At 32.9% G+C, this 21497-nt stretch carries 23 protein-coding genes and 1 pseudogene; 14 read left to right on the forward strand and 10 right to left on the reverse strand.

Annotated features, from left to right (window positions below; genetic code table 11):
- A complete protein-coding gene (locus STK_RS00490; RefSeq protein WP_010978031.1) occupies positions 1–2289 on the forward strand; it encodes a xanthine dehydrogenase family protein molybdopterin-binding subunit in 2289 nt (762 codons plus the stop codon).
- Positions 2286–3602: an FAD binding domain-containing protein gene (locus tag STK_RS00495; protein ID WP_010978032.1), complete on the forward strand. Its 1317-nt coding sequence runs from the start codon at positions 2286–2288 to the stop codon at positions 3600–3602. Before STK_RS00490 ends, STK_RS00495 begins: the two co-directional genes overlap by 4 nt.
- Here STK_RS00495 and STK_RS00500 read toward each other — a convergent pair.
- The gene (locus STK_RS00500) at positions 3577–4308 is read right to left on the reverse strand and encodes an enoyl-CoA hydratase/isomerase family protein (RefSeq protein WP_010978033.1); all 732 of its coding nucleotides are present in this window, start codon (positions 4306–4308) and stop codon (positions 3577–3579) included. The two genes, STK_RS00495 and STK_RS00500, sit on opposite strands and share 26 nt — an antisense overlap.
- A 114-nt stretch (positions 4309–4422) precedes the next feature.
- Here STK_RS00500 and STK_RS15100 point away from each other — a divergent pair.
- The 3 genes and pseudogenes from STK_RS15100 to STK_RS00510 all read left to right on the forward strand — a co-directional run.
- A pseudogene (locus STK_RS15100) lies at positions 4423–4685 on the forward strand (hypothetical protein); the annotation flags it as partial.
- 99 nt (positions 4686–4784) lie between these two features.
- Complete coding sequence (locus STK_RS00505; RefSeq protein ID WP_010978035.1) at positions 4785–5906, forward strand: thiolase family protein; 1122 nt, start codon at positions 4785–4787, stop codon at positions 5904–5906.
- Positions 5906–6163, forward strand: coding sequence for a hypothetical protein (locus STK_RS00510; protein WP_052846153.1), 258 nt, complete (start codon positions 5906–5908; stop codon positions 6161–6163). The genes STK_RS00505 and STK_RS00510 overlap by 1 nt, the downstream gene beginning before the upstream one ends.
- Here STK_RS00510 and STK_RS00515 read toward each other — a convergent pair.
- Positions 6150–6617 carry a DUF3211 domain-containing protein gene (locus tag STK_RS00515; protein ID WP_010978036.1) on the reverse strand — a complete coding sequence of 156 codons (468 nt, stop codon included), beginning with the start codon at positions 6615–6617 and terminating at the stop codon, positions 6150–6152. The two genes, STK_RS00510 and STK_RS00515, sit on opposite strands and share 14 nt — an antisense overlap.
- A 431-nt stretch (positions 6618–7048) precedes the next feature.
- Here STK_RS00515 and STK_RS00520 point away from each other — a divergent pair, with 431 nt between their 5' ends.
- Positions 7049–7588, forward strand: a complete 540-nt coding sequence (locus tag STK_RS00520; protein WP_084742609.1) for a Glu/Leu/Phe/Val dehydrogenase dimerization domain-containing protein — start codon at positions 7049–7051, stop codon at positions 7586–7588.
- A gap of 2 nt (positions 7589–7590) precedes the next feature.
- Here the strand turns inward: STK_RS00520 and STK_RS00525 are convergent, their stop codons facing one another.
- Positions 7591–8556 (reverse strand): IS1-like element ISSto7 family transposase, encoded by a 966-nt coding sequence (locus STK_RS00525; protein ID WP_052846156.1) that lies wholly within the window; start codon positions 8554–8556, stop codon positions 7591–7593.
- Positions 8557–8704: 148 nt separating this feature from the next.
- Here STK_RS00525 and STK_RS00530 point away from each other — a divergent pair, with 148 nt between their 5' ends.
- A complete protein-coding gene (locus STK_RS00530) occupies positions 8705–9070 on the forward strand; it encodes a hypothetical protein (RefSeq protein WP_052846158.1) in 366 nt (121 codons plus the stop codon).
- Positions 9071–9101: 31 nt separating this feature from the next.
- Here STK_RS00530 and STK_RS00535 read toward each other — a convergent pair whose 3' ends face one another.
- From STK_RS00535 to STK_RS00545, 3 genes are all read right to left on the reverse strand, one after another.
- On the reverse strand, positions 9102–9548 hold the full coding sequence (locus STK_RS00535) for a hypothetical protein (protein WP_010978040.1): 447 nt from the start codon (positions 9546–9548) through the stop codon (positions 9102–9104).
- Between the two features lie 190 nt (positions 9549–9738).
- Positions 9739–10269 (reverse strand): DUF1404 domain-containing protein, encoded by a 531-nt coding sequence (locus STK_RS00540; protein WP_010978041.1) that lies wholly within the window; start codon positions 10267–10269, stop codon positions 9739–9741.
- Between the two features lies 1 nt (position 10270).
- Positions 10271–12718 carry a cbb3-type cytochrome c oxidase subunit I gene (locus STK_RS00545; RefSeq protein ID WP_010978042.1) on the reverse strand — a complete coding sequence of 816 codons (2448 nt, stop codon included), beginning with the start codon at positions 12716–12718 and terminating at the stop codon, positions 10271–10273.
- A gap of 249 nt (positions 12719–12967) precedes the next feature.
- Between STK_RS00545 and STK_RS00550 the strand changes: the two genes are divergently transcribed.
- The 6 genes from STK_RS00550 to STK_RS00575 all read left to right on the forward strand — a co-directional run bounded on the left by STK_RS00550 (position 12968) and on the right by STK_RS00575 (position 17633).
- On the forward strand, positions 12968–13561 hold the full coding sequence (locus tag STK_RS00550) for a sulfocyanin (protein ID WP_010978043.1): 594 nt from the start codon (positions 12968–12970) through the stop codon (positions 13559–13561).
- Between the two features lie 59 nt (positions 13562–13620).
- Positions 13621–14064 (forward strand): cytochrome B558 subunit B, encoded by a 444-nt coding sequence (locus STK_RS00555; RefSeq protein ID WP_010978044.1) that lies wholly within the window; start codon positions 13621–13623, stop codon positions 14062–14064.
- Positions 14065–14068: 4 nt separating this feature from the next.
- A complete protein-coding gene (locus STK_RS00560; RefSeq protein WP_010978045.1) occupies positions 14069–14518 on the forward strand; it encodes a hypothetical protein in 450 nt (149 codons plus the stop codon).
- A 62-nt stretch (positions 14519–14580) separates the two neighbouring features.
- The gene (locus STK_RS00565) at positions 14581–15315 is read left to right on the forward strand and encodes a hypothetical protein (RefSeq protein ID WP_010978046.1); all 735 of its coding nucleotides are present in this window, start codon (positions 14581–14583) and stop codon (positions 15313–15315) included.
- Positions 15316–15373: 58 nt separating this feature from the next.
- Entirely contained in the window at positions 15374–16099 is a 726-nt protein-coding gene (locus tag STK_RS00570) for a Rieske 2Fe-2S domain-containing protein (RefSeq protein WP_052846160.1), read from the forward strand.
- Entirely contained in the window at positions 16044–17633 is a 1590-nt protein-coding gene (locus tag STK_RS00575; RefSeq protein WP_010978048.1) for a cytochrome b, read from the forward strand. Before STK_RS00570 ends, STK_RS00575 begins: the two co-directional genes overlap by 56 nt.
- A gap of 132 nt (positions 17634–17765) precedes the next feature.
- Here STK_RS00575 and STK_RS00580 read toward each other — a convergent pair whose 3' ends face one another.
- From STK_RS00580 to STK_RS00595, 4 genes are read right to left on the reverse strand one after another with little or no spacing between them, the layout of a single operon-like run.
- Positions 17766–18122, reverse strand: coding sequence for a hypothetical protein (locus tag STK_RS00580; protein ID WP_010978050.1), 357 nt, complete (start codon positions 18120–18122; stop codon positions 17766–17768).
- 15 nt (positions 18123–18137) lie between these two features.
- Positions 18138–18869, reverse strand: coding sequence for a winged helix-turn-helix transcriptional regulator (locus STK_RS00585; protein WP_010978051.1), 732 nt, complete (start codon positions 18867–18869; stop codon positions 18138–18140).
- Positions 18870–18878: 9 nt separating this feature from the next.
- Positions 18879–19340 (reverse strand): GNAT family N-acetyltransferase, encoded by a 462-nt coding sequence (locus STK_RS00590; protein ID WP_010978052.1) that lies wholly within the window; start codon positions 19338–19340, stop codon positions 18879–18881.
- Positions 19337–20581 (reverse strand): NAD(P)-dependent malic enzyme, encoded by a 1245-nt coding sequence (locus STK_RS00595; protein ID WP_010978053.1) that lies wholly within the window; start codon positions 20579–20581, stop codon positions 19337–19339. Before STK_RS00595 ends, STK_RS00590 begins: the two co-directional genes overlap by 4 nt.
- Before the next feature lie 130 nt (positions 20582–20711).
- On the opposite strand from STK_RS00595, the gene STK_RS00600 reads away from it, so the two are divergent.
- Complete coding sequence (locus STK_RS00600; protein WP_052846855.1) at positions 20712–21479, forward strand: DUF929 domain-containing protein; 768 nt, start codon at positions 20712–20714, stop codon at positions 21477–21479.
- Positions 21480–21497: the final 18 nt, after the last annotated feature.

Consider the following 21497-nt stretch of genomic DNA (forward strand, 5'->3'; position numbering starts at 1 on the left):
ATGTATATTGAAGGATTACGTGCTGTTAATGGTGAAGGAGAATACATAAATGACCTACCAGATTTAGCTGGCACACTATACATGGCTATTTACAGAAGTCCCATTGCACACGGAAAAATAAAGAAAATAGATCTTAGCGACGTCAAACTTCACGGTGGTATTGCTTTTGGGCCAGAAGAATTAAGTAAAGTTATTGTAAATCCTTTTCCTAATACCGTAGAGTTACCAATAAAATACTATCCTTTTGCAAAAGATAAAGTTAGATTTGTTGGTGAACCGATAGCTGTAGTTTTAGCCAAAGATTATTATAAGGCTATTGATCTGCTGGATTATATAAACGTTGAAATCGAGGAATTACCACCCGTTATCACAATTGAGGATTCTTTAAAAAATGAGGTTTTACTACATGAAGAAGTTAAAACGAATATCGCAATGCATAAAATTATGAGATTTGGTAATATAGAAAGAGCTTTTTCCGAATCACCTATCGTTATCTCTCATACGTTTAAATTTGGAAGGCATTCAGCATTACCCCTTGAAACTTACGGGGTGTTAGCTAAATTTGGTGAAGAGTTAGAGGTTTGGGCAAATATACAAGGACCCATGTTACAAGTCTATTTCTTAAGTAGAGCACTTAATATACCTATAAATAAGATTAAATTATTTTCACCCAGAGATATAGGTGGGAGTTTTGGAAACAAATATTCTCTTTATCCATACATTACTTTAGCTGCAGCAGCCTCAAAATTAACGGGAAAACCGATCAGATGGTTTGAAAGTAGAGCTGAGAGTTTTATAGCCAGTTCAGCTGGAGGGGAAAGAAAAGGAAATGTTGAAATTGCAGCAACAAAAGATGGGGTAATAAAAGGTATACGATACACTTTTTATGAAGATGTTGGAGCATACGTTAGACCACCTGAGCCTGGAGTATTATTTAGAGTTCAAGGTAATTTAAACGGGGCTTACGATATTAGGGCTATTGAAGCCGAATATTATGTAGTTCTAACTAATAAATCTCCTACTGGTTTAAATAGGGGTTATGGAGGACCTCCATTTTATTTTGCCTTAGAGACTGCAGTTGATAAACTTGCTGACGAAGTTGGAATTGATCCTTTGGAATTAAGGTTAAAGAACTTAATTAAGGTTTTTGACAAAGAGATTAACGGACAAAGATTTTATGAGACTGTTTCTGGAGGACTTTATCCAGAACAAGACTACGTTAAAGTTGTAAAAGCTATTGAGGATGAGTATAAGAAATGGAAGAGTATGAAAGATGTGGGAGTTGGCATAGCTGTAATTGTAGAACCTAGTGGAACTAATTTGGCTTATGTAGATTTGGCACTAAATAAGATAAAAAATCCTCATTCAGCCTCTAGTGACTATGTCACTATAGCTCTTAATCCAGATGGTTCGGTATCTGTATTTGTTAATGGTACTAATGAGGGTTTAGGACATGAGACCACAATAGCTGAATTTATTTCAAAAGAACTTGGAATAGATGAAAGTCTTATTCATGTGGAAAATAGGGTTGATACTACACAGCCTTGGAACTTGGCTAGTGGTAGTTATTCAAGTAGATTTGCACCAATCGTAATGAGTGCGGTAAAGAGCGGTGTAGATGAGCTTAAGAAAAGATTAGCAGAATTAGCTAAAAAGTATCTAGAAACTGAAGAAATAATATTCGAAAATGGAAGATTTTATGATGCTAAGAACAAGGAAAAGTATGTAGATATTAAGAGATTAGTCTCAGCTTACCACTGGAACCCATCTGAATTTAATTATGATAAAGCTCTCTCTGTTACCTCATACTTTTATTCTCCCCTTCTAAAACCTCCTCAAGATAATAAGATAAATTCTTCCTTAGGATATGCTATTCAAGCCCATTTAGCTATTGTAAAAAGGGATGAGGTTACTGGTGAATTTAAAATAGTTAAGTACGTTATCTCACATGACGCTGGGAGAATATTAAATAAGAATTTACTTGAAGGGCAAATGTACGGAGGACTTTTACATGGTATTGCGTTAACATTTTATGAGGAATTGAAATATGATGAAAGAGGAAATCCTTTAGTAACCCTCTTTGATTCTTATGAATCGCCAACTTTATCTGAAGTTATAGATACACAAGTTGAGTTCATTCATTTTGAAACTCCAGCAAAATATATCCCAACCGGTGCATATGGGGGTGGAGAAGGACCAATAATGGCTGCTCCAGCTGCATTGGCTAATGCAATCTCAAGGCTTATAGGAAAAAGAATAAGTGAAGTGCCTATTAGGGTGATTGAATGAGCTTTGTGTTAGGTATTCCTAAAAAGTTTAAGTACATTAAGGTTAACTCTCTTGATGAAGCCTTAGAGTTACTTAGAGATGGATCAAAAGTATTAGCTGGTGGTCAAAGCTTATTACCGCTATTAAAATTAAGAATACTTAACGTTGATACTCTTATAGATATAAAGAATTTAGATTTAAGGGGCGTAAAGGAAAATGAAAAAGAAATTGAGATTTACTCATTAACCACTCATAATGAAGTTGCTTCGAAAGTTAAATTACTCTCTAAAGTTGCATTCACAATTGCTGATTTTCAAGTTAGGAATAAAGGAACTATAGGAGGCTCATTAGCACACGCTGATCCTTCAAGTAATTACTATCCGGCGTTACTAACACTAGATGCTAAAGTTAAGGTAAAGTCTAAAAAAGGCGAAAGAGAGATAAAAATTTCAGATTTATACTTATCACCTTACACTACTTCAATGAGAGAAGATGAAATAATAACTAGTATTATTATCCCTAAGAAGAAAGAGTTAAACTTCACTTACGAAGTTTATAAGAGAGGTGGCTCTGCATATCCTACAGCTATAGTTGCAGTTGCTATTGAGGGAAATAAATATAAGGTTAGCTTTGGTGGAATAACCGAGAAACCTACTTTATTTGAAGGTGAAGTTGAAGGTGAAAGTACTATCAAAAATGTTATTGAAAGGTTAAGAAAGGAAAAAATTATTTCAGATATTCACGCTGATAGTAGTACTAGATTAAAAATAGCCGAAAGGCTGTTTGTGAACGCTTTTTTAAAGGCTTTAAAAGGAGTCATAGATAAACTCGATATTCCAAATATTGAGAATAAATGGAAAAGTGATATGATAAGAGGCGAGGAAATGGTTAAAGTTAGAATGAAAGTTAATGATTTCGAAATAGAAGATGAGGTTGAACCTAGGACTCTTCTTTTGGATTTCCTAAGAAGGAATGGATATAAGGAAGTTAAAAGAGGTTGCGATGAGGGAAAATGTGGTGCTTGTACGGTAATCATAAACGGTAAGTCGATTAAATCATGTTTGACTCTGGCTGTTGAAGTTGCAGGATCAGATATAAGGACTGTTAAAGGACTTTCAGATATTAAACCGATAAAGGACTCTTTCTTAGAAAACTTTGCAATGCAATGTGGATATTGTACACATGGGTTTTTAATGGTTACTTATGATTATCTAAAGAGAGTAGGTAAAAGGGATAATGACGAGTTACTTAGACATAGCATAAAAAATATTTGTCGATGTACTGGTTACTTTAATATTATAAAAGCAATTAAGTCTTCTTCCTTGAGTCAATAAATTCTTTCATCCTCTTTTTTGCTGACTCTGTTTGAGATAATAATGCTAATTCCATTATAGCCTTTTCAACTATTTTCTTATCTTTTCTAAGCCATCTTTTTATAGTTTTTAGAGAATAGAAATCAAGCTGATCAATCATATTCACAATCCTATTAACTTCCTCTACTAATTTATCATCTGGTACAACATAATCCACCAAGCCTAGAATTTTTGCCTCTTCCGCAGTTATAGCTTCACCAGTGAGTACTAATCGATTAATCCTTCTTCCTAATGCTAAAGGACCTATAGTTATTGCCATTGGAGGTATTAAGCCTAATTTAGCTTCTGGGATAGAAAATTTTGCAGATTGCACTGCTATAGTGACATCACAGAAGAGCAATATTTCACATCCTCCACCATATGCTAAACCGTTAACAGCACATATTAATGGTTTTTCAAGTTCTACTAAGTTCTCTATCGCTGAATAAAGTGTGAGAAAGAAATCTTTAGCTTCATCACCATCTTTTAATTCATACATGGCATATATATCATCACCAGAAGAAAATGCTCTTCCATTTCCAATAAGGACTACAACTTTTGTATCATCCTCATTAGCTTTCTTTAATAATTTAGCTAAGGAATCCCAACTTTCTTTATCAAAAGCATTTAGCCTTTCTGGCCTATTAAATATTATCCACGACACTATCCCTCTTTTTTCATAGATCATATATTGAAATAGGTCTAATTTATTATTTATTTTTAATTTGACAAAACGCGGGGCAAGCCTCGCCTTTTAAGGCGGGGTAAAGTTTTTAATCTTAGCTTAAAACTATTAATAAAGTGCGGGGAAGCCCACAAAGGTGGGCATACTGAAGATATGTGTCCCCGCACAGAACTACATATCCCCGAGTCCCCAAGAGCCAAGAGCAGAGGGCAACTCTTGGTGAGGGATAGGGGTAATGGACTGAAGACCCAGCCTGTGGTCTACCGCTGGACGAACGGAGCGGGGTGGGTGTGATAACACCCACTAGCTATGAAGTTGTGAGGATGAAGGTGGTAAACCACAAACCTATGAACCGCCCTAAGGGAACCCTCGCCCTTTAGGGCGGGGAAGAGGTCAGTTACACATTCAATAAGATATATCATTTCTAATGTTTTAACAAGCAAGTGATTTTTTAAACCTTAATCCAAACTTATTAAGCAATGGTTGCTATTGTTGATGTAGGAATTACGAAATTTGGGAAAAGAAAAGAAAATATCTTTGACCTTGTTAAGGAAGTTACAGAAAAATTACTGAAATATGATATTGATTATGTAATAGTTTCAAATTCATATTCTGGAGAGTTTAACCAAACCTCAGGATTAAGTTCCCTTATTACCACCTATTTAAATTTAGATTATGTACCTTCTTTAAGGGTAGATAACACAAGCGGAAGTGGAGGATCAGCAATATTGGTTGCAAAATCTTTACTCGAATCTAAAGAAGCAAACACAGTTTTAGTAGTTGGAGTTGAGAAAATGTCTGAGAAAAAGACTAGAGAAGTCACTAAAATTATCTCGTCATTATTACCATTTGAGGAACGCATTGCATCTCTTCCTTCTCTTGCATCTATATCTGCAATAGAATATATGAGAAAATTTAATGCACCTAGAGAAAGTATAGCTCAAGTAGCTGTAAAAAACCATTATAATGGTTCACTTAATCCTTTCGCGCACATACAGAAGAGAGTAACATTAGAAGAAGTATTGAATTCTCCAGTTATTTCTGAGCCTCTAAGACTTTACGAATATACCCCTATAAGTGATGGAGCTGCAGCTGTAGTTATGGTTAGAAATGAGGATGCGTTAAGTTATACTTCTAAGCCTGTTTACATAAAAGGAATAGGGAGTAGTAATTACACAGCGTATGTAAGTGAAAAAGAAGATTTTGTGACTTTACCAGCAGTAGTAGAAGCGTCAAGAAAAGCATTTAAGAAGGCTAAAGTTGAAAGGATTGATTTTGCAGAATTACACGATATGGCAACTATCCTAGAAATTATACAGTCTGAAGATATTGGTTTATTTAAGAAGGGTGAAGGATGGAAAGCAGTTATGGAGGGTTTAACTTCACTTGATGGAGAAATACCAATAAATCCCAGTGGTGGGTTAAATTCAAAGGGTCATCCTATAGGGGCTAGCGGTGTTGCACAAGCTGTTGAAGCTTTTTCACAAATTAGGAATGAGGCTGGAAATAGGCAAGTTAAAAATGCTAGAGTTGGTCTTTCGCTAAGCATGGCGGGTTACGGTAATTCTGCAACTGTAATTATATATGGTGATGAGCCTTGATGAAATGTACTAAGTGTGGTTATATGACTTTAGGTAGGATTAAATGCCCTAAGTGTGGAGGAGATTTGACTAACGTAGAAGAGATAGAAGGAAAAGTACTATTTAGCTGGATATTAAATGTGACACCAGAAAATCTTGAAGAAAAATATTACCTTTCTCTAGTTGAAACTCAGAATGGAAAGGTTTTATGTAAATCTTTAGAAAGATATGAGGGAAGAGTTAAAGTTAAGAACGGAGAATGTATTAAATATGTCTAGCTATTCTCTCTTTTCTTATTATTTCATCGAATTCTCTTTTTGATTTTTCTATTGTCTTTTTAATTGCAGATACTATCGCTTTTTCTTTCTCGCCCTCATATTCAATTAATACTTCTAAAAATTCATTTATTTCAATTTTTCCACTTCCATTAGGCTCAGTTCCCATATACATCATGTCAAGTTCTTTTTCTTTTGGTAATTTTATTAATTTAGGTTGAAATAGCATAACATAAGATATTTTGACTGGAGAGACGAATTTTCTTACTTTAGCTTCAGCTGGAAAAACTGAGAATAAAGATGACAATTCACCATAAATATAAAAAACATTTTCTTCGTCTGAGGGAAATATAAATTTAAATGGAGTAAAATTCTTAAAGAAGAATGTATGGTCTGAAAGTATATGAAATACTACTTCTCTTTCGTGTGACGTTTCAAATTTGATATTAACTCTCACAATAAAGTATAAACTTACACATTTAAATGTTTTATTAATCAAGTTTAAAAATGTTTAATGACAACTCATTTACGTAAATCTATAAAACTTCTATTTAACATTGATAATGTTAGTAACAAATAAAATAAAAACTTTTTAGGATAAATGGTAAAAGTATATTGTGCTTGAAACTAAAAAATTCTACAAAATAATGTTGATGACTCCTTCTTCATTCCAAATAAGATTTTAACATTTAAGATAAGAGGAAATAATAATGTTAGTAGTTTAAGGAAATTCCCTCACCATAAAAAATTATAATATTTGCTCATTAACTAATAAATACTTTGAATTTACTTCCTTACTTTATTTCGTTAATCACAAGGAATTTTCAGTTAATAAGACAGTATATCTTACATTTGTTTAACGTAACGTAAAAATGTAACGATTTTCCTATAAGTGCTAATAATGTTTATAAGGGAATTAGGGTGCAATATTCTGGAATTTTAGGACCATATGCGGGTGGGGTTATATTTTCAGAAGAAATGGACTTAGATACTTTGATAGATTTAACTACAATTTCCTTTATAAGAAATATACTTTTTAATTTACCTTTGGGAAGTTATATTGGTTGTATATGTGCACCAAGATCACAAGACAAGAAAATATTAACATTACAATATATAAATTATGTGAGAAATAATATAGATGAAGACATTTTAATACCAGATGAAGGAACAGAAGATATGTCAGAATTATTCTATGAAATAGCAAATATAGATGAAAAATACATTACAAATATAATTTATACTGATTATTTATCATATTCAATCGGAATTGCAATACTACTCAAATTTACACTTAAAGGAAACTTTAACGTTAAAATTGGTATTCTAGGATCAAAGCCAGCTAGTACTACACTGTTTAGCTTATTAGAAAGCTTAGGTTCCGGGGACTGTTCTCATGCAGTCATGAAATTCGAAAGTTATTTGTAATATTATATCAGTTTACTTCTAATATACTGTACCCCCTTCAAGTAAGCCTCATTTAAGGGAGTTTTCTCCCTTGAATAAACTACCGGGTACATGACGTTCAACAAGGCAAGACTATAGTCAACCATCCTCCTACTCCTATTAACAGCCCTTGTATCCCTTGCCAACCTAGCTAAATGAGTCCTACAGTAAGAATTATAACTCTCCACGGTGTATGTGTACTTCTTACTTACAACATGATTGTTGAGTACTTGATAAACTGAGTAATCATCAGTGTAATATACCTTGCTCTTAGGTAGGGTATTCAAGAGGTAACTGAAAGTCCTATAATCCCTATCACCCGTGGTGAAGAAGGGTACACCATCAGTTAATGCGTTCCATATCCACAAGTTCTCCCTTTTTGAACCGTGCCTAATCCTCACGTAAGTCCAACTCTCATCAATTACCGTGGATTTTGCTGTGAAGTTCTTTAGTTGTTCTTGTAGGATTAATAAGTGTGCATATGCCTCTATCCCCTTCCTCATCACTAGACTGTATATTGTTGTTAGTGGTTTTCCTTCAACCCTTGCTACTCCTCTCATACTCATTCTGTTAGTGTACTCTTTCAGTATCCTTTCCTTTTGTTCTTTACTCATCTTGTGGTTTTGTGTTTGATAGAATGTTCTCCCGCAAGTTTTGCACTTGTATTTTGTTTTTCCTCTAGATGAGCCGTTCTTTACTATTTTGTTTGATTTGCATGAGGGACAAGGTGGTTTTTCTTCTCTTCTCCTCTTTACTCCAAGCTTTTTAGTGTAGTAGTATAGTGTTGATGGTGGTATTCCCAGTTTGGTGACTTGTACTCCTAGTAGGTATGCTGCTATTGCGTAAGCAAGGTCTTCTAAATCGTGTTTTCTTGGCTTAAAATTTAAATTCCTCAGAACCAAAAGTATTAATTGTGCAAGGGTTACGAGGTTCATCTCGTGAACCCCCATATAACCTCGTGACCCTTGCACATAAACTTTTCTAAAAATGATTTTTACTCTTTATACTTCTAGCTCTTCTTAGTGAGTCACATTAGAAAAAACTATTTTTATGAACATCATAATATTTTTACAAACAATTATCGAATTTCATGACTGTTTGAGAACAGTCCCAGGTTCCGAAGTCTTTTCAGCCAATTTAAATTCAAAGTGTGACGCACTTATTATTACAAGTGGAAAGAAAATAGTAAATTCGTTTAACCAAGATAAGATAGAAGCTAAAATCGTAGTTGAGGGAAGTGATCTAGCAATAACATATGATGGATATAAAAAACTGAGAAATAAGGGTATAATTGTAGTCCCAGACGTATTAGCAAACTCCGGAAAAGCAATTGGCATTTATTTAAGATGGGTAAATAATAGAATTGGGAAAGTAATGTTTAATGAAGAAGAAACTATAAGGTTTTTATACGAAAAAATTAATAGAACATTAAGAGAAATAATAAATGAAAACAAAAAAACTTGATGAATTAAAAGAGACTTTATTTTTAATGGCTTTATCCAAGATAAGCCATACCTATTAATGACCCCATTGGAACCTGACTAGATGTACCTACATATATAACTTCAGTTACAGTATTTCCTTGAATCAGAACAACATTTTCGTTAAAACCTTCTATATAAGTATACAACCCAGAATTACCGGAAAAACCTAGACTATTCACATAATCCTGGGCATATATAGGTGATTTAAATATCATTTTTATATATATTAACCAATCAGAATGAGTATCGATAAACCTATAGTAATATTCTTTTTCCAGTCCTTGAGCACCTTGAGTAGTAACATAACTATTATATAATGTCCATTGACCACCTAAGAATTTGCTTGGATTTGGTGGTTTAACTACTTGAGGAACTGAGGAAAGACTTAAAATGCCTAGAGATAGAGCAGCAATTATAACAACAGCCACTCCTATAACATAAATCAATCCTTTATCCATTTTTTCACCTAATTATATATACTATCAATTTTCATCTTAATAAATTTTTATATAAATGTTTATATGAGTGTGCAAATGTGGTATTCCATGTAATTTTGCAAATGTCAAATTTTCTGAGTTTAATCAACTTTAACATGGTTTAATTATAAATTATAATTATAAATATGTTGAAGGAGATAGCCACTAATATCTAATTTGTAAATATTTTAGCAAAAAATAATTTTAATAATATATATACGCCCAGAATATCCATAACAACAAAAACTATAGAACCAGCTGCCGGTAACTCATATCTGGGATAAATTGAATAAGGAGAGGAATAAAGTGAAAATCCAATTATCCACATATAAGATAAAAGAGAATCACCAATCATCCATAAGAAGAAAAGAAAAACTAAGAAATTTATTGAAAATTTACTAATAGAAGATCCAATTAGCACCCCAGATATTGTCATAGATATCACATCTATAATCCAAATGAAATAGACCGAAGTAGCATAATCGAAAAACCATGGTAAATGCCAGAATATAATAATGGGTAAAGCTATAAAGAGAAATTTTCTTGATAACGAATAGAACTTATTTGACAGAAATATTGATATGCCGAGAATTAAATAATGAAATAACATCGGTATTGCAGGAGAATATGATAAAAAACTAAATGTAAATGGTAAAATTAAAAACATATCAAGAGGAAGAAGATAATAAAAAATCTTATTCATCTTAAATCCCGAAGAATGAGATTTGCCCTGGAGTAAAGGGATGATAGAACGGTAATTGCAAGTATAGCATTGTAAATACTATTACCCATATTCCATCTACAAAATGCCAATAATATGATGCTGCAGTAGAAGCTTCATAGGGTATTATTCTCCTTGCCCTTAATAGCGTGAACGCCCATAGTGTTAGCCCCATAATAACGTGAAAACCATGTAACCATACTATAGTGAAGAAGAATGATGTTATGATATTTTCTTGCGGAGTAAAGTGAATTATATGAGTAAACTCATACATTTGCCCACTTAGAAATGTTAACCCCATCAAGAACGTTGCTAAGCCTAAATATTTGAACCTTTTTAATTTACCCTTTAGTAGACTATCATAGGCGAAATGTGATGGTATTGAGCTTGAAAGTAATATTATTGTCATTGCTAATGGTAAACCGTACCAATCTACATGGAACGAAGCCAAATATGGTTGTGCAGCAGGTGTCCAGTTAATAGTATAAAGATAACCTCCTATAAACCCTCCAAATAAGAATATTTCTGCTATAATTAAATAGAGGACTATAGTTCTTGTTTGCATTGCCTTTTGTATTCCCTCTGGTGTTACAGATAAGGTATTTGAAGACCCAGAAAATGGTGAACCAGCCATTTTTGTCATCTCAAATCCACCTGGAGGTCTTATAGATGGTACTGATGGATACAAGCCTTTGAAGTAATCATGATAAGCCCAATAACCTCCGACTGCTAAGAAGGCTAAAATCATTGGTAAACCTACATCTAGTAATCCAAATCTTAAAATAAACAAGAACCCCAATCCCGGTAAGAACATCAAAATACCCATTAATGATGGTAAAAATGTACCATGCCTATGCTCTGGTATAGATCCGTCCATTGCCCTACCAAATGTTAATGGTAATGCAACTGGTTTAATATAGAAGTCTGGTAGTCCTATTGCTTCAACTCCCCAAGGATCTAGACTTTCAACCCTTTTACCTTTAACCCAACTATAAAGTAAATTGCCGAAGATTAATACTAGCCCTAAACCCATTATTACTCCTCCTACATCAATTAGTATTTGGAATGGATAGTATATCATCGATGGAACCCATGCATACCTTCTTGGCATACCTAATACTCCTTCAACAAACATTCCAGTAGCTATTACAAATGCTCCAGCTACTGTCATTATAGCACCACTCTTAGATAATTCCATATCATACATTTTACCAGTAAAATATGGGAAATAGTAGAGCAATGCAGCTAAAAATGCTACTACAATAGCGAATACCATGTAATGAAAATGACCTACGACAGCATAAGTACCATTTAAATCATAGTCTAAAGGTATTAGAGGGAATAACACACCTGTGATACCTCCAACAAGGAATAGTGCTATAAAACCTATAGTCAGCAGCGAATACCCAGTAACTCTAAGTTTTCCTTGATAAAATGTAGCGGTCCAATTAACAACCTTTACACCAGAAGGTATTGCTATTGCCATAGTTATAGCTGAAGAAACTGCATCAGCCCAGAAGTTAAATATTGATGTGAACATATGATGCATCCAAACTCCCATAGCACTTAAGAATGCTATTGCAAAAGATGATAACGCTAAGGCTTTATAACCATAAATTTGTCTACCCACAGACCTAGGTAACACTTCACCAATTATGCCCATTGCTGGAAGTATAAGGATATATACTTCTGGATGACCGAAGAACCAGAAAACATTTTGCCACAGCAATGGATTTCCGCCAGCATTAGCATTAAAGAATTGGAAACCCCAATTTCTCTCTAGAAATGCCATAGCTAAACCGGCTGTTAATGGCGGTAAAGCTATCATTAGTAATATAGCTGTAGAGAAGAAAGCCCAAACAAATAATGGCATCTTAAAGTATGGTATTTTCTTTAGCCTAGTAATCGTCAATATGAAGTTTATTCCAGTTAACGTGCTAGATATACCAGCTATTATAAGAGCTATCTCTATTACATCCATTCCTATTCCGCTATTTACTTGTAAATCCACAGAAAGTGGTGCATACATATACCATCCAGCATTTACAACTCCGACAAGAGGAGAGATTGCCGTTAAAGTGACGGCAGGGACTAGAATCCAAAATGAGAGTGCATTTATTTTAGGCCAATATAAATCATGAGCACCAATCATTCTCGGAACTAAATAATTAGCTAGACCAGCAGATAATGGCATCACTACGAAGAATATCATAAATATACCGTGAAGTGTTAAAGCGTCATAATATGTAGTAGGACCTATATTATTGAAAGTTAGCTGAGTCCTCATTATCGTTGCTTCAACGCTTCCGATAATTAGGCTAATAATTCCTAGTGTTATGTACATTATACCAATATCTGAAGCATTAGTAGTAGTAAATGCTATTTTAAGGACTTCCTTAATTTTATGAGCTACACTACTCATAATTCTCATTAATTAATATCTGATACCAGTTTATTAATCTTATTATCAAAAACTTTTATAGTTTAAAACTTTGATTATATTTTAATATTTAAGAGAAAAAATTTAATTAATCACAAGCTATCTTGTTTGTACCGTTCAAGAGTTTAATATATATAATTAATTAAGTTAATTAAAAATTGAACATTAAACAACTAGTACTCTTTGTTGGTATAGAGTAAAAAAATAAAAGTTTGAAAAATACAGTTAATTTATGAGAATATGAGGAAAGCCGTCTCTCCAACTTTTACAGCCATAGTTGCTATTGTAGTAGCTATAGTTATAGTAGGGGCAGCAGTATATACATATCAACAGTTTTTAATGTACTCCTCAAAGACATCAGCGGCAATTACAACAACATCAACCACTCCCAAGCACACATTACCTTATAATCCTAGTAACAAAACTGTATTTATTACTTTAGTAACGCTTTCCAGCGGACCTACATTTAATTTTAATGGAACAGATTTCGGAGCAATGGTTATATATGTACCAGCTGGATGGAACTTGTATATCACATTCATTAATCAACAAAGTTTGCCACACAATCTTAATTTAGTAGCTAACGATACATCTACTCCAAATTCGGCCAACATTGCTGATGATGGAAAAATCCTCTTAACTATTGGAGCTTCTTCAAGTGATTATCAAACTTCTGGAATAATGAGTGGTCAGTCAGCAAGTGGATTATATACTGATATACCTGCTGGAATTTATTGGCTTTGTTGTGGTATTGCGGGGCATGCAGAATCTGGAATGTGGGTAGTTTTAGTTGCATCCCCTAACGTAACTACTCCATATGTTGTTATAAGCTAAATTCTTTTTTATAATTTTTTGCGTTAACTATAAATATTAGATTATTAAATATTCTTTTGATGGCTAGGTTATCTATAGAAGTAATAACTATGATAGGGGCAGCTTTAATTCTTGCCGTATTAGGTGGTATTGCATTTCATGATCTAATAATGATAGATACTGGCGGATATTTTCCCCATAACGAAAAGCCAGAAGTGATTAGAGTTATAGCAAGACAATACGTTTGGGAATTTATATATCCTAACGGTACTATAAGTTATGATAAGGTTGTTATACAAGCGGGTAAACCATATATCTTTAATCTAACTTCCGCTGATGTAATCCACGCAATGTATATTGTACAATTAGGGTATAAGCTTGAAGCTATTCCAGGATATTATTATCCATTATACATAATAGTAGATAAACCGGGAGTGTATAACATTTACTGTGCAGAATTTTGCGGTCCGGGACACTATACTATGATAGGAGAGCTAATAGTAGTTAATTCTACAGCAGGGTGATAAGATGAGTCAAAGGCTCTCTAAGAAGGATTACGCATTATGGGTAATATCTGTAATAGTAATGTTCTTTATATTTGAGGCATTAGGAAATTTCGGAAATTTAACTGCATTATCCTCAGCCTCACCGATTTCCTTAGCAGAAAAATCGTTATTTAGAATCACTTATATTGCAGCTGGTGGTGTATTTGCTATATTTATGGGTAGTTTAATCTTTCTCTCTTTAAGGTTTAGAGAGAGGAGTGAGGTAAGTGTACAGAGGAAAATCGATTACAGCGCAATTAGTCTAGGTGTGCTAATAGTTACTGGAATAGTATTAGTTTGGCTTTCTTTACCATATTTATCTCCTAATATTCCTTTAGTATTACAATTTAATACTGGTATACTAATTTCAATGGCTATGTTTCTATTATTTGCATTAACTGTAGTACTATATAAAGAATATTATAAAGATTAAGTTAATTATTTTTCTATTTTCTTCTAATCAAACTTTAAAAGCCTAAAAACGAATATTAACTTATGGGAAGAAAAAAGTTAGTGATATTTATCGTGGCATTATTCTTCTTATTCCTTTATTTCTCTTTTTTCCCACCAGGGTTATTTTCAAACATTATTGACCCAGTGATATTTTGGATAATTATACTTTTTATCTTACTTTCTTATCCTTTTAACACAGTATTTACTTATATTAAGAGTAATTTCAAAAAGAGAAAAGAGATCTCAATTTCTACCCTAATATACTTTCCATTTCATCTTCTGATATTTAGTTTAGCTCTAGAAAAATTATTACTATTATTCTTTAATTATTCCCCAGAATTTTACCATGGAGAAGTAAGTTTAGCGTTTTCGCCATTTGTAACTTCTGGTTTAGGTTTTCTATTCAATCTTCTATTTAATCCTTCAATTGAAGTATTATTACCGCCATATTATTTTCTTTCAATTACACCATTTGCAATATTTACAGCATTAAGCATAACATTTTTAGTATCTGCAAATATAGGTAAGATATTTGAATTTATAAGATCAAAGCGATTAATTGCTGGAGTAGTTACTCTTGGATTAGTTGGTGGTACTACATGTTGCTTGTCTTTGCCAACTATTATAGCGTTTTATACTCCGCTTTCTTTTCTTGCATATAGTGTTATAAGTGGTGAAATTTTAACGGTAGTATATTTTGCTTTACCATTAATTGTAATATTTTCTCTATATGATCTATTTAAAAGATCTCTTAAAGTTAAATGTGATTGTAAATAGATTAAACATTTTAGTAAAACTTAAATAGTTTTTAGTATAAAATTTCTTTGTGAGAAATATGAAAAGACGAGACTTTATTAGGTTAGCTATGATAGCTGGCGGGGCTGTTGCAATATCTCCATTATTTTCGCCTCTTTTTAATTACATGGGATATTATTATAATGAATTAAGAGTTATATCGAAAAATTATTTAGTAGCTAATAATACAGCTGGTTTACAAGGATTTCCTAAGTATAAAATAGCAAATATTAAAGATATACAAAGTACTAGTTGTCCAGTTTACTTCTTTGCTTATCCCTTAACAAATGAACCTTGCTTCTTAGTTGATTTCTCTAAATTGAATAATCAAACTAACGTAGAATTTAAGAATCCTTACTATGGTCAATTTGCTATAAATTCTAAGTTTCCAACTATTAAGGGTGTAGGTCCAAAAGGTTCAATATGTGCATTCTCAGCAATATGCGTTCATTTAGGTTGTCAATTACCGGCACAAGTCCTTACAAGTTCGCCGAATATACCAGGCTTGAATCCTGCTACTACGATTTTACATTGTCCATGCCATGGATCAATGTATAAGCTAGATAAAGGAGGGATAGTAGTTGGTGGGCCCGCACCAAGACCATTACCGATAATTTTCCTAGAATACGATAATACAACTGGTGATATTTATGCTATAGGCACTAATGCACCATATTTCTCTAAAACTAGACCAACTAGTAATTTGATTTATGATCCGGATTACTCATACCAAATACCATCTAATCCAGCTTGTACTTCAGGGTGATAACGTGGAAGAAGAAAGACAGAGCTGGTTAGATAAAGTCTTTCAATGGTTAGATGAAAGAGTAGGAATATATGGACATACTATCGCTAAAGCTCCAAGGTATGCTTATAGGCTTGATTATTGGTTAGGCTCAATGGTACTTGCTGCCTTCACTTTAGCTGTAATAACTGGAGCCCTTGTTGCATTATATTACGTTCCTTCCGATCCTTATGCTTCTACAGTATATCTAATTACAAAGGTACCTTATGGAGCCTTATTATTTAGTATACATACATGGGCCGCTTACGCAATGATATTTTTACTTATTATTCACATGACGAGAAACTTTATTGTAGGTGCTTATAGGAAACCTAGAGAAATTATGTGGGTTGTCGGTGTAATATTAGCTGGATTAGCTTTAACTGAAGCATATTTAGGTTACTCCTTACCATATAACTTAATATCTTGGACAGCAACCACTACTGGTCTGAATCTGTTCGCTTACATGCCTTTTAATTTAGCTGCTCTAATCAAATTAATGACTACTGTACCAACTGATTTGCCCGGTATAGCTAGTGGCGTTGATCCCTTGGTTGATAGATTCTTTATATTCCACTGGATTGTTGGAGGATTAATACTTCTGTTCATAATGATTCATTTGGCAATATTTGAAAAACACGGAGGACCTACACCACCACCTAGTAAGGAGTCAGGTCCAGAATTAATTGAGCATTTTAGGGATAAAATAGATAATGATCCTAATTGGAGATTACAGCCATATACAAGAACTTTTGGAATGATATTAATGACTTTCTTCCTCATATTTGGTGCGGTAATACTCATTGCATCATTAATACCATACAATATCGCAATTACTGGTAGCGGGCTTAAGTATACAATGCCAGAGTATAACCCCGTGTTGGCTGCCCAAACACCACCAATACCAGACTGGTACTTCTTGTTTATTTACTTCTTTTATAAATCAGTACCCCCACAATATGCCTCAATAATTTTCTTAGCCTGGATTCTAATCACACTATTATTTCCATTTATAGATCAGTATATCTTTAGACATAAAGCCAGTCATCCTATAATGAGACCAGCTGCAATAGCTTTAGGAACAGGGTTTATAATTTCCTTCATAGTAAACAGTATTTGGGCATATAAGACACCCGGAGTAGATATAGGACCTATAGGTGTTGAAGTAGATGGTTTAATTTTCTTAGCATCTTTTGTAGTACTCTACCCGTTAATAAAATTCTATTTAGCTCCAAGATCTATTAAAGGGGATTCCTCTGGAGGAAGTTTTGATTTTGGAAAAAGTATGAGTTTAAGGACTAAAACTCTGAATTTGCAACAGCAAAAATTAATACTAAGGTCTAGCGAAATAGCATTTATTGGATTAGTCTCTTCATTTGTATATGTCACATCCCAGCTATTTGCATCTATGCAACTAGCATATCTAACAGTACAATTTGGAGTAGGATTTCTACTAGGATTAGACTTGCTACTATTAGCTGGTATACTAGGCTTCCTAATTTTTGGTGGTAAATAATTCGAACAAAATATCATAATACAATTTTTTTACATCATAATTTACACACTATTTTTTCTCAACACTACTATTTTTATTCATCTCAGCTTTAATGCTAAGAAGGAAAGTACCATAAAAAACTGTTTTCGAACATTATATTAAGATAATCTGATATCCTTCGTCAATGAACAATGATAGATCTTTATGATCGTTTTCATCACCTAAAAGTCTAAACCCCTTAGCCACTACTTTATCTCTTATGTTCAAGTGTGGTGGTGAGGCACAATATCCGCAAGCGCCATATATTATTCCTTGTTTTATTGCTTCATCTACTAAAGGTTTAATATAATTATTATCTGAAATTAATATTTTTTCTCCTAAACCTTCAAAATATACTACTACGTCGTTTCCTTTTTTCTTCAAGTTTATAGCATAATGTAATGCATGTGCAGCTTTTACTAATTCAGATCTTATATCTGGATCTGAAAATATTATAAAAGCGTATTTCATATTAGAAAATTCTCGTCAATTAAGATAAAATTGCGTTCTAAACTTTTGATCATTGAATATCCAATTATTTACCTTATACTCGGATTTTATTGAAATTTTTCCAAATTTACTAAGTTTAACTATTTCTTCTAAATTTTCCGCGAATCCAATGTAAATTGGAGGATATTTGAAAATATGTTTAATTTGTTTATTAATTGTTTGCGAAATAATAGAATATAATAGGAAGTCTAACTTTGCTATATCTATCCTTGGGACAATCTTTACAAAGTTATTAGAAATTAAAAAGCTTAAATGCCTATTTACTGTTTTTGAGCTTTTCCCTAGTTGTATTGCTATTTCTTTGTCACTTATTAAAGGATTCTTAACCAGTAAGTTAATTATTTTATAATCTAACTTTGATAGTGAGTATTTTCTATTAGGAATTATTTGATAAAATGTAGGACTTATCTTTTCTATCTCTTTATTAATATCTTCTCCGAAAATTTCAGAAATTATATATCCCTCTATACATTTAAACCTCACACTTTCATTGCTTATATTTTCTTGATTATGTATTACAATAGCTTTCTTATACCCTAAAATAACAGGATCTACGTATGTATAATAGCCTTCAATAAATTTTTGCAACTTATTTAATCTATATATTAAGGAAGAAAGACTAAGGTTCAACTTTTTAGCTAATTCTCTTTTACTTATCCTAGGATTTATAAAAATATTATAAAATATTAATTTATCTAATGTATCCATATTAATATGTTATTCAATATTTCTTATATATTCATTATGAAGCTCCCTAAATCCTTTCTTAACATAAAATGAGGTTGCTATCACATTTTTTGCCGGAAATCTAGCTAATACTGTATCAATTCCTTTTTCTTTTAATTCTTTTTCTATATAATTTATTATTTCCTCTCCTATACCCTTACGTCTATACGATGGATAGACGTAAATTTCTTGAATTATACCAACTTTCTGTGGGATATAGAATTCCCTGTCACTAATAAATACTCTTGCCCCGCCTACTACTTTTCCATCTTCCTCAACTACAATTAATAATACGTCATCTTTATTAAACGATTTCTTTATAGATTCTCTTACTTTTTCTTCTAAGTCTTGAGGAACTTCCAGTAGAGGATCAAATTCCGCGTTTAATCTATACATTCTAGCAAACATATCTGTTAATACTTCTATATCTTTTTCAATTGCTTTTCTTATCATAAACTCAACCTCCTAGCTCTTAGAATTCTTTCTTTAGCAGATTCTAAAAATTCACGATAAGATAATTTTAGTCTAGCATAACCTAATTCTACTGCTTTAGTAGCTACTGCAGCAGCCATTCTATAGTATACTTCTATCTCATCCATTCTTGGAATAATATAATCTTCTCTTAGACCTTTCTCTTCAGCATATTTGGCAAGTTCTTCTGCAGCAGCTATTATCATCTCGTCAGTGATTTTCTTTGCTCTACTGTCTAATACTCCTCTAAATACTGCTGGAAATATTAGAGAATTATTTACCTGATTCGGGAAGTCACTCCTTCCTGTTGCTACAATTACTGCACCAGCTTCTTTGGCTTCATTGGGATATATCTCTGGAATTGGATTTGCTAATGCAAATACTATAGGCTTATTCATCATTCTAATTAGTTTTTTATCTATTCTAACTTCTGGTGAAGAAGCAGCAATTAGGATATCTGCACCTTTAAATGCTTCCTCAATTGTTTTTACTCTTTCACTGTTTGTCTGTATGGCTAACTCATATTTCCATGGATGTTTAAACATTAAAGAATCAACATCCCCTCTTTCGGCATATAGCGGTCCTTCTTTATCTATTAAAATCATATTCTTAGGGTTAAAACCATATTTAATTAATAATTGTGCGGTTGCTATGTTTGCAGCTCCAGCACCCATAAGGACTATTTTAGAATTCTTATCTTTGCCAGTAATTTTTATTGCGTTAATTAAACCAGCGAGGACAGCACCAGCTGTACCTTGCTGATCATCATGCCATACTGGTATATTTAGAGTTTTTTGAAGTTCTTCCAATATAAAGAAACATTTTGGAGACTCAATATCTTCTAAATTTATTCCGCCAAAAGCTGGTTCTATTGCTTTAGCGACTTGTATAAATTCCTCCTTATCTGAAACTTTTATAGGCAAAGGAAAAGCATCAACACCCCCTAGAAATTTAAATAACAAAGCTTTTCCTTCCATTACGGGTAGAGAAGCGATAGGCCCAACATTGCCTAATCCTAATACTCTGCTACCATCTGTTAAAATTGCTATGGTATTCCATCTGCTGGTTAGCTCAAAACTTTGGTTTTCATCCTTCTGTATTTCTTTAACTAGTTCTGCTACTCCGGGTGTGTAGATTAAAGCGAAATCTTCGTAAGATCTAATGGGAATTTTAGGCATTATCTCTAATTTCCCTTGGTATTTCTTAGCTAATGATATTGCCATAAATAATTCTAAACTTTATGTATTTTTAAAATTTTCCTCAAATCGTGAAATGAATGAAAATTCTTATTATTTTAGTTTTTAAAAGAATATGGGAAAAACTTATATAATTATTTTCGATTTAAGATTTAAGATGAATAGACCTATAATTGCTGTTATAGTAATAGTTGTGCTAGTTATAGCTTTTTTCTCGATATATTATATATCTAAGTTAAGTAACGCAAGTACCATACCGGCAGGAAAATTTGTAAAAATTAGCAATATGGATTTAGCTCCTAAAGGTGAGGTAATAGTTGTTGAACAGTCATGGTATGGATGTCCAGTAGGTGCAGCAGCATCTTGGGCTATATATAATGTGTTGAAAAACTATGGAAATATAACTTTTGAGTTTCACTATTCTGACCCGGATCATAACCCAGCTAATATTCCAGGGTTAATATTCCTTAACTTTACGCCAACATCAATAGTAAGATTTTATGTTGCGTATGTCTATAACGAGTACTTAAATGCCTCATATAATGGAACTCCTATACCACAAAATAAATTAGTAACAGTTGGAGAAGAAATTCTAAAAGAAGAATATGCAAGTATGGGATTAAACCCACAAGTGGCAAATTATATTATTCAGTATGAGACTCAAGTACCTATACAGCAATATGGAAAACCATCAGCATATTATGTTCAACCTCCTCATCTTAACTTTGCCATCTTGATATCTGGACCTAACGGTACATATATAATCACTACTCCAATAGTTAATCCTAATATTCTCTCTGGTTACTCTCCTCAGTATGTTTATTCCCATTTAGATAATTTCCAGCAAATAATACAAGCATCACAGATGATACAGCAAGTAATACTCGAAGCTGCTGGACCTCTAGCAAGTGAATGTCCTACTTAAAACTTTTTAGTCTTTTTT

The sequence above is a fragment of the Sulfurisphaera tokodaii str. 7 genome (assembly GCF_000011205.1).
Classification (GTDB): domain Archaea; phylum Thermoproteota; class Thermoprotei_A; order Sulfolobales; family Sulfolobaceae; genus Sulfurisphaera; species Sulfurisphaera tokodaii.

Excerpts from the sequence above, each read along its gene's own strand:
- STK_RS00490 (WP_010978031.1), top strand. The coding sequence starts at position 1 with ATGTATATTGAAGGATTACGTGCTGTTAATGGTGAAGGAGAATACATA.
- STK_RS00495 (WP_010978032.1), top strand. The coding sequence starts at position 2,286 with ATGAGCTTTGTGTTAGGTATTCCTAAAAAGTTTAAGTACATTAAGGTT.
- STK_RS00500 (WP_010978033.1), bottom strand. The coding sequence starts at position 4,308 with ATGATCTATGAAAAAAGAGGGATAGTGTCGTGGATAATATTTAATAGG.
- STK_RS00505 (WP_010978035.1), top strand. The coding sequence starts at position 4,785 with ATGGTTGCTATTGTTGATGTAGGAATTACGAAATTTGGGAAAAGAAAA.
- STK_RS00510 (WP_052846153.1), top strand. The coding sequence starts at position 5,906 with ATGAAATGTACTAAGTGTGGTTATATGACTTTAGGTAGGATTAAATGC.
- STK_RS00525 (WP_052846156.1), bottom strand. The coding sequence starts at position 8,556 with ATGGGGGTTCACGAGATGAACCTCGTAACCCTTGCACAATTAATACTT.
- STK_RS00535 (WP_010978040.1), bottom strand. The coding sequence starts at position 9,548 with ATGGATAAAGGATTGATTTATGTTATAGGAGTGGCTGTTGTTATAATT.
- STK_RS00540 (WP_010978041.1), bottom strand. The coding sequence starts at position 10,269 with ATGAATAAGATTTTTTATTATCTTCTTCCTCTTGATATGTTTTTAATT.
- STK_RS00545 (WP_010978042.1), bottom strand. The coding sequence starts at position 12,718 with ATGAGAATTATGAGTAGTGTAGCTCATAAAATTAAGGAAGTCCTTAAA.
- STK_RS00550 (WP_010978043.1), top strand. The coding sequence starts at position 12,968 with ATGAGGAAAGCCGTCTCTCCAACTTTTACAGCCATAGTTGCTATTGTA.
- STK_RS00555 (WP_010978044.1), top strand. The coding sequence starts at position 13,621 with ATGGCTAGGTTATCTATAGAAGTAATAACTATGATAGGGGCAGCTTTA.
- STK_RS00560 (WP_010978045.1), top strand. The coding sequence starts at position 14,069 with ATGAGTCAAAGGCTCTCTAAGAAGGATTACGCATTATGGGTAATATCT.
- STK_RS00565 (WP_010978046.1), top strand. The coding sequence starts at position 14,581 with ATGGGAAGAAAAAAGTTAGTGATATTTATCGTGGCATTATTCTTCTTA.
- STK_RS00570 (WP_052846160.1), top strand. The coding sequence starts at position 15,374 with ATGAAAAGACGAGACTTTATTAGGTTAGCTATGATAGCTGGCGGGGCT.
- STK_RS00575 (WP_010978048.1), top strand. The coding sequence starts at position 16,044 with ATGATCCGGATTACTCATACCAAATACCATCTAATCCAGCTTGTACTT.
- STK_RS00580 (WP_010978050.1), bottom strand. The coding sequence starts at position 18,122 with ATGAAATACGCTTTTATAATATTTTCAGATCCAGATATAAGATCTGAA.
- STK_RS00585 (WP_010978051.1), bottom strand. The coding sequence starts at position 18,869 with ATGGATACATTAGATAAATTAATATTTTATAATATTTTTATAAATCCT.
- STK_RS00590 (WP_010978052.1), bottom strand. The coding sequence starts at position 19,340 with ATGATAAGAAAAGCAATTGAAAAAGATATAGAAGTATTAACAGATATG.
- STK_RS00595 (WP_010978053.1), bottom strand. The coding sequence starts at position 20,581 with ATGGCAATATCATTAGCTAAGAAATACCAAGGGAAATTAGAGATAATG.
- STK_RS00600 (WP_052846855.1), top strand. The coding sequence starts at position 20,712 with ATGAATAGACCTATAATTGCTGTTATAGTAATAGTTGTGCTAGTTATA.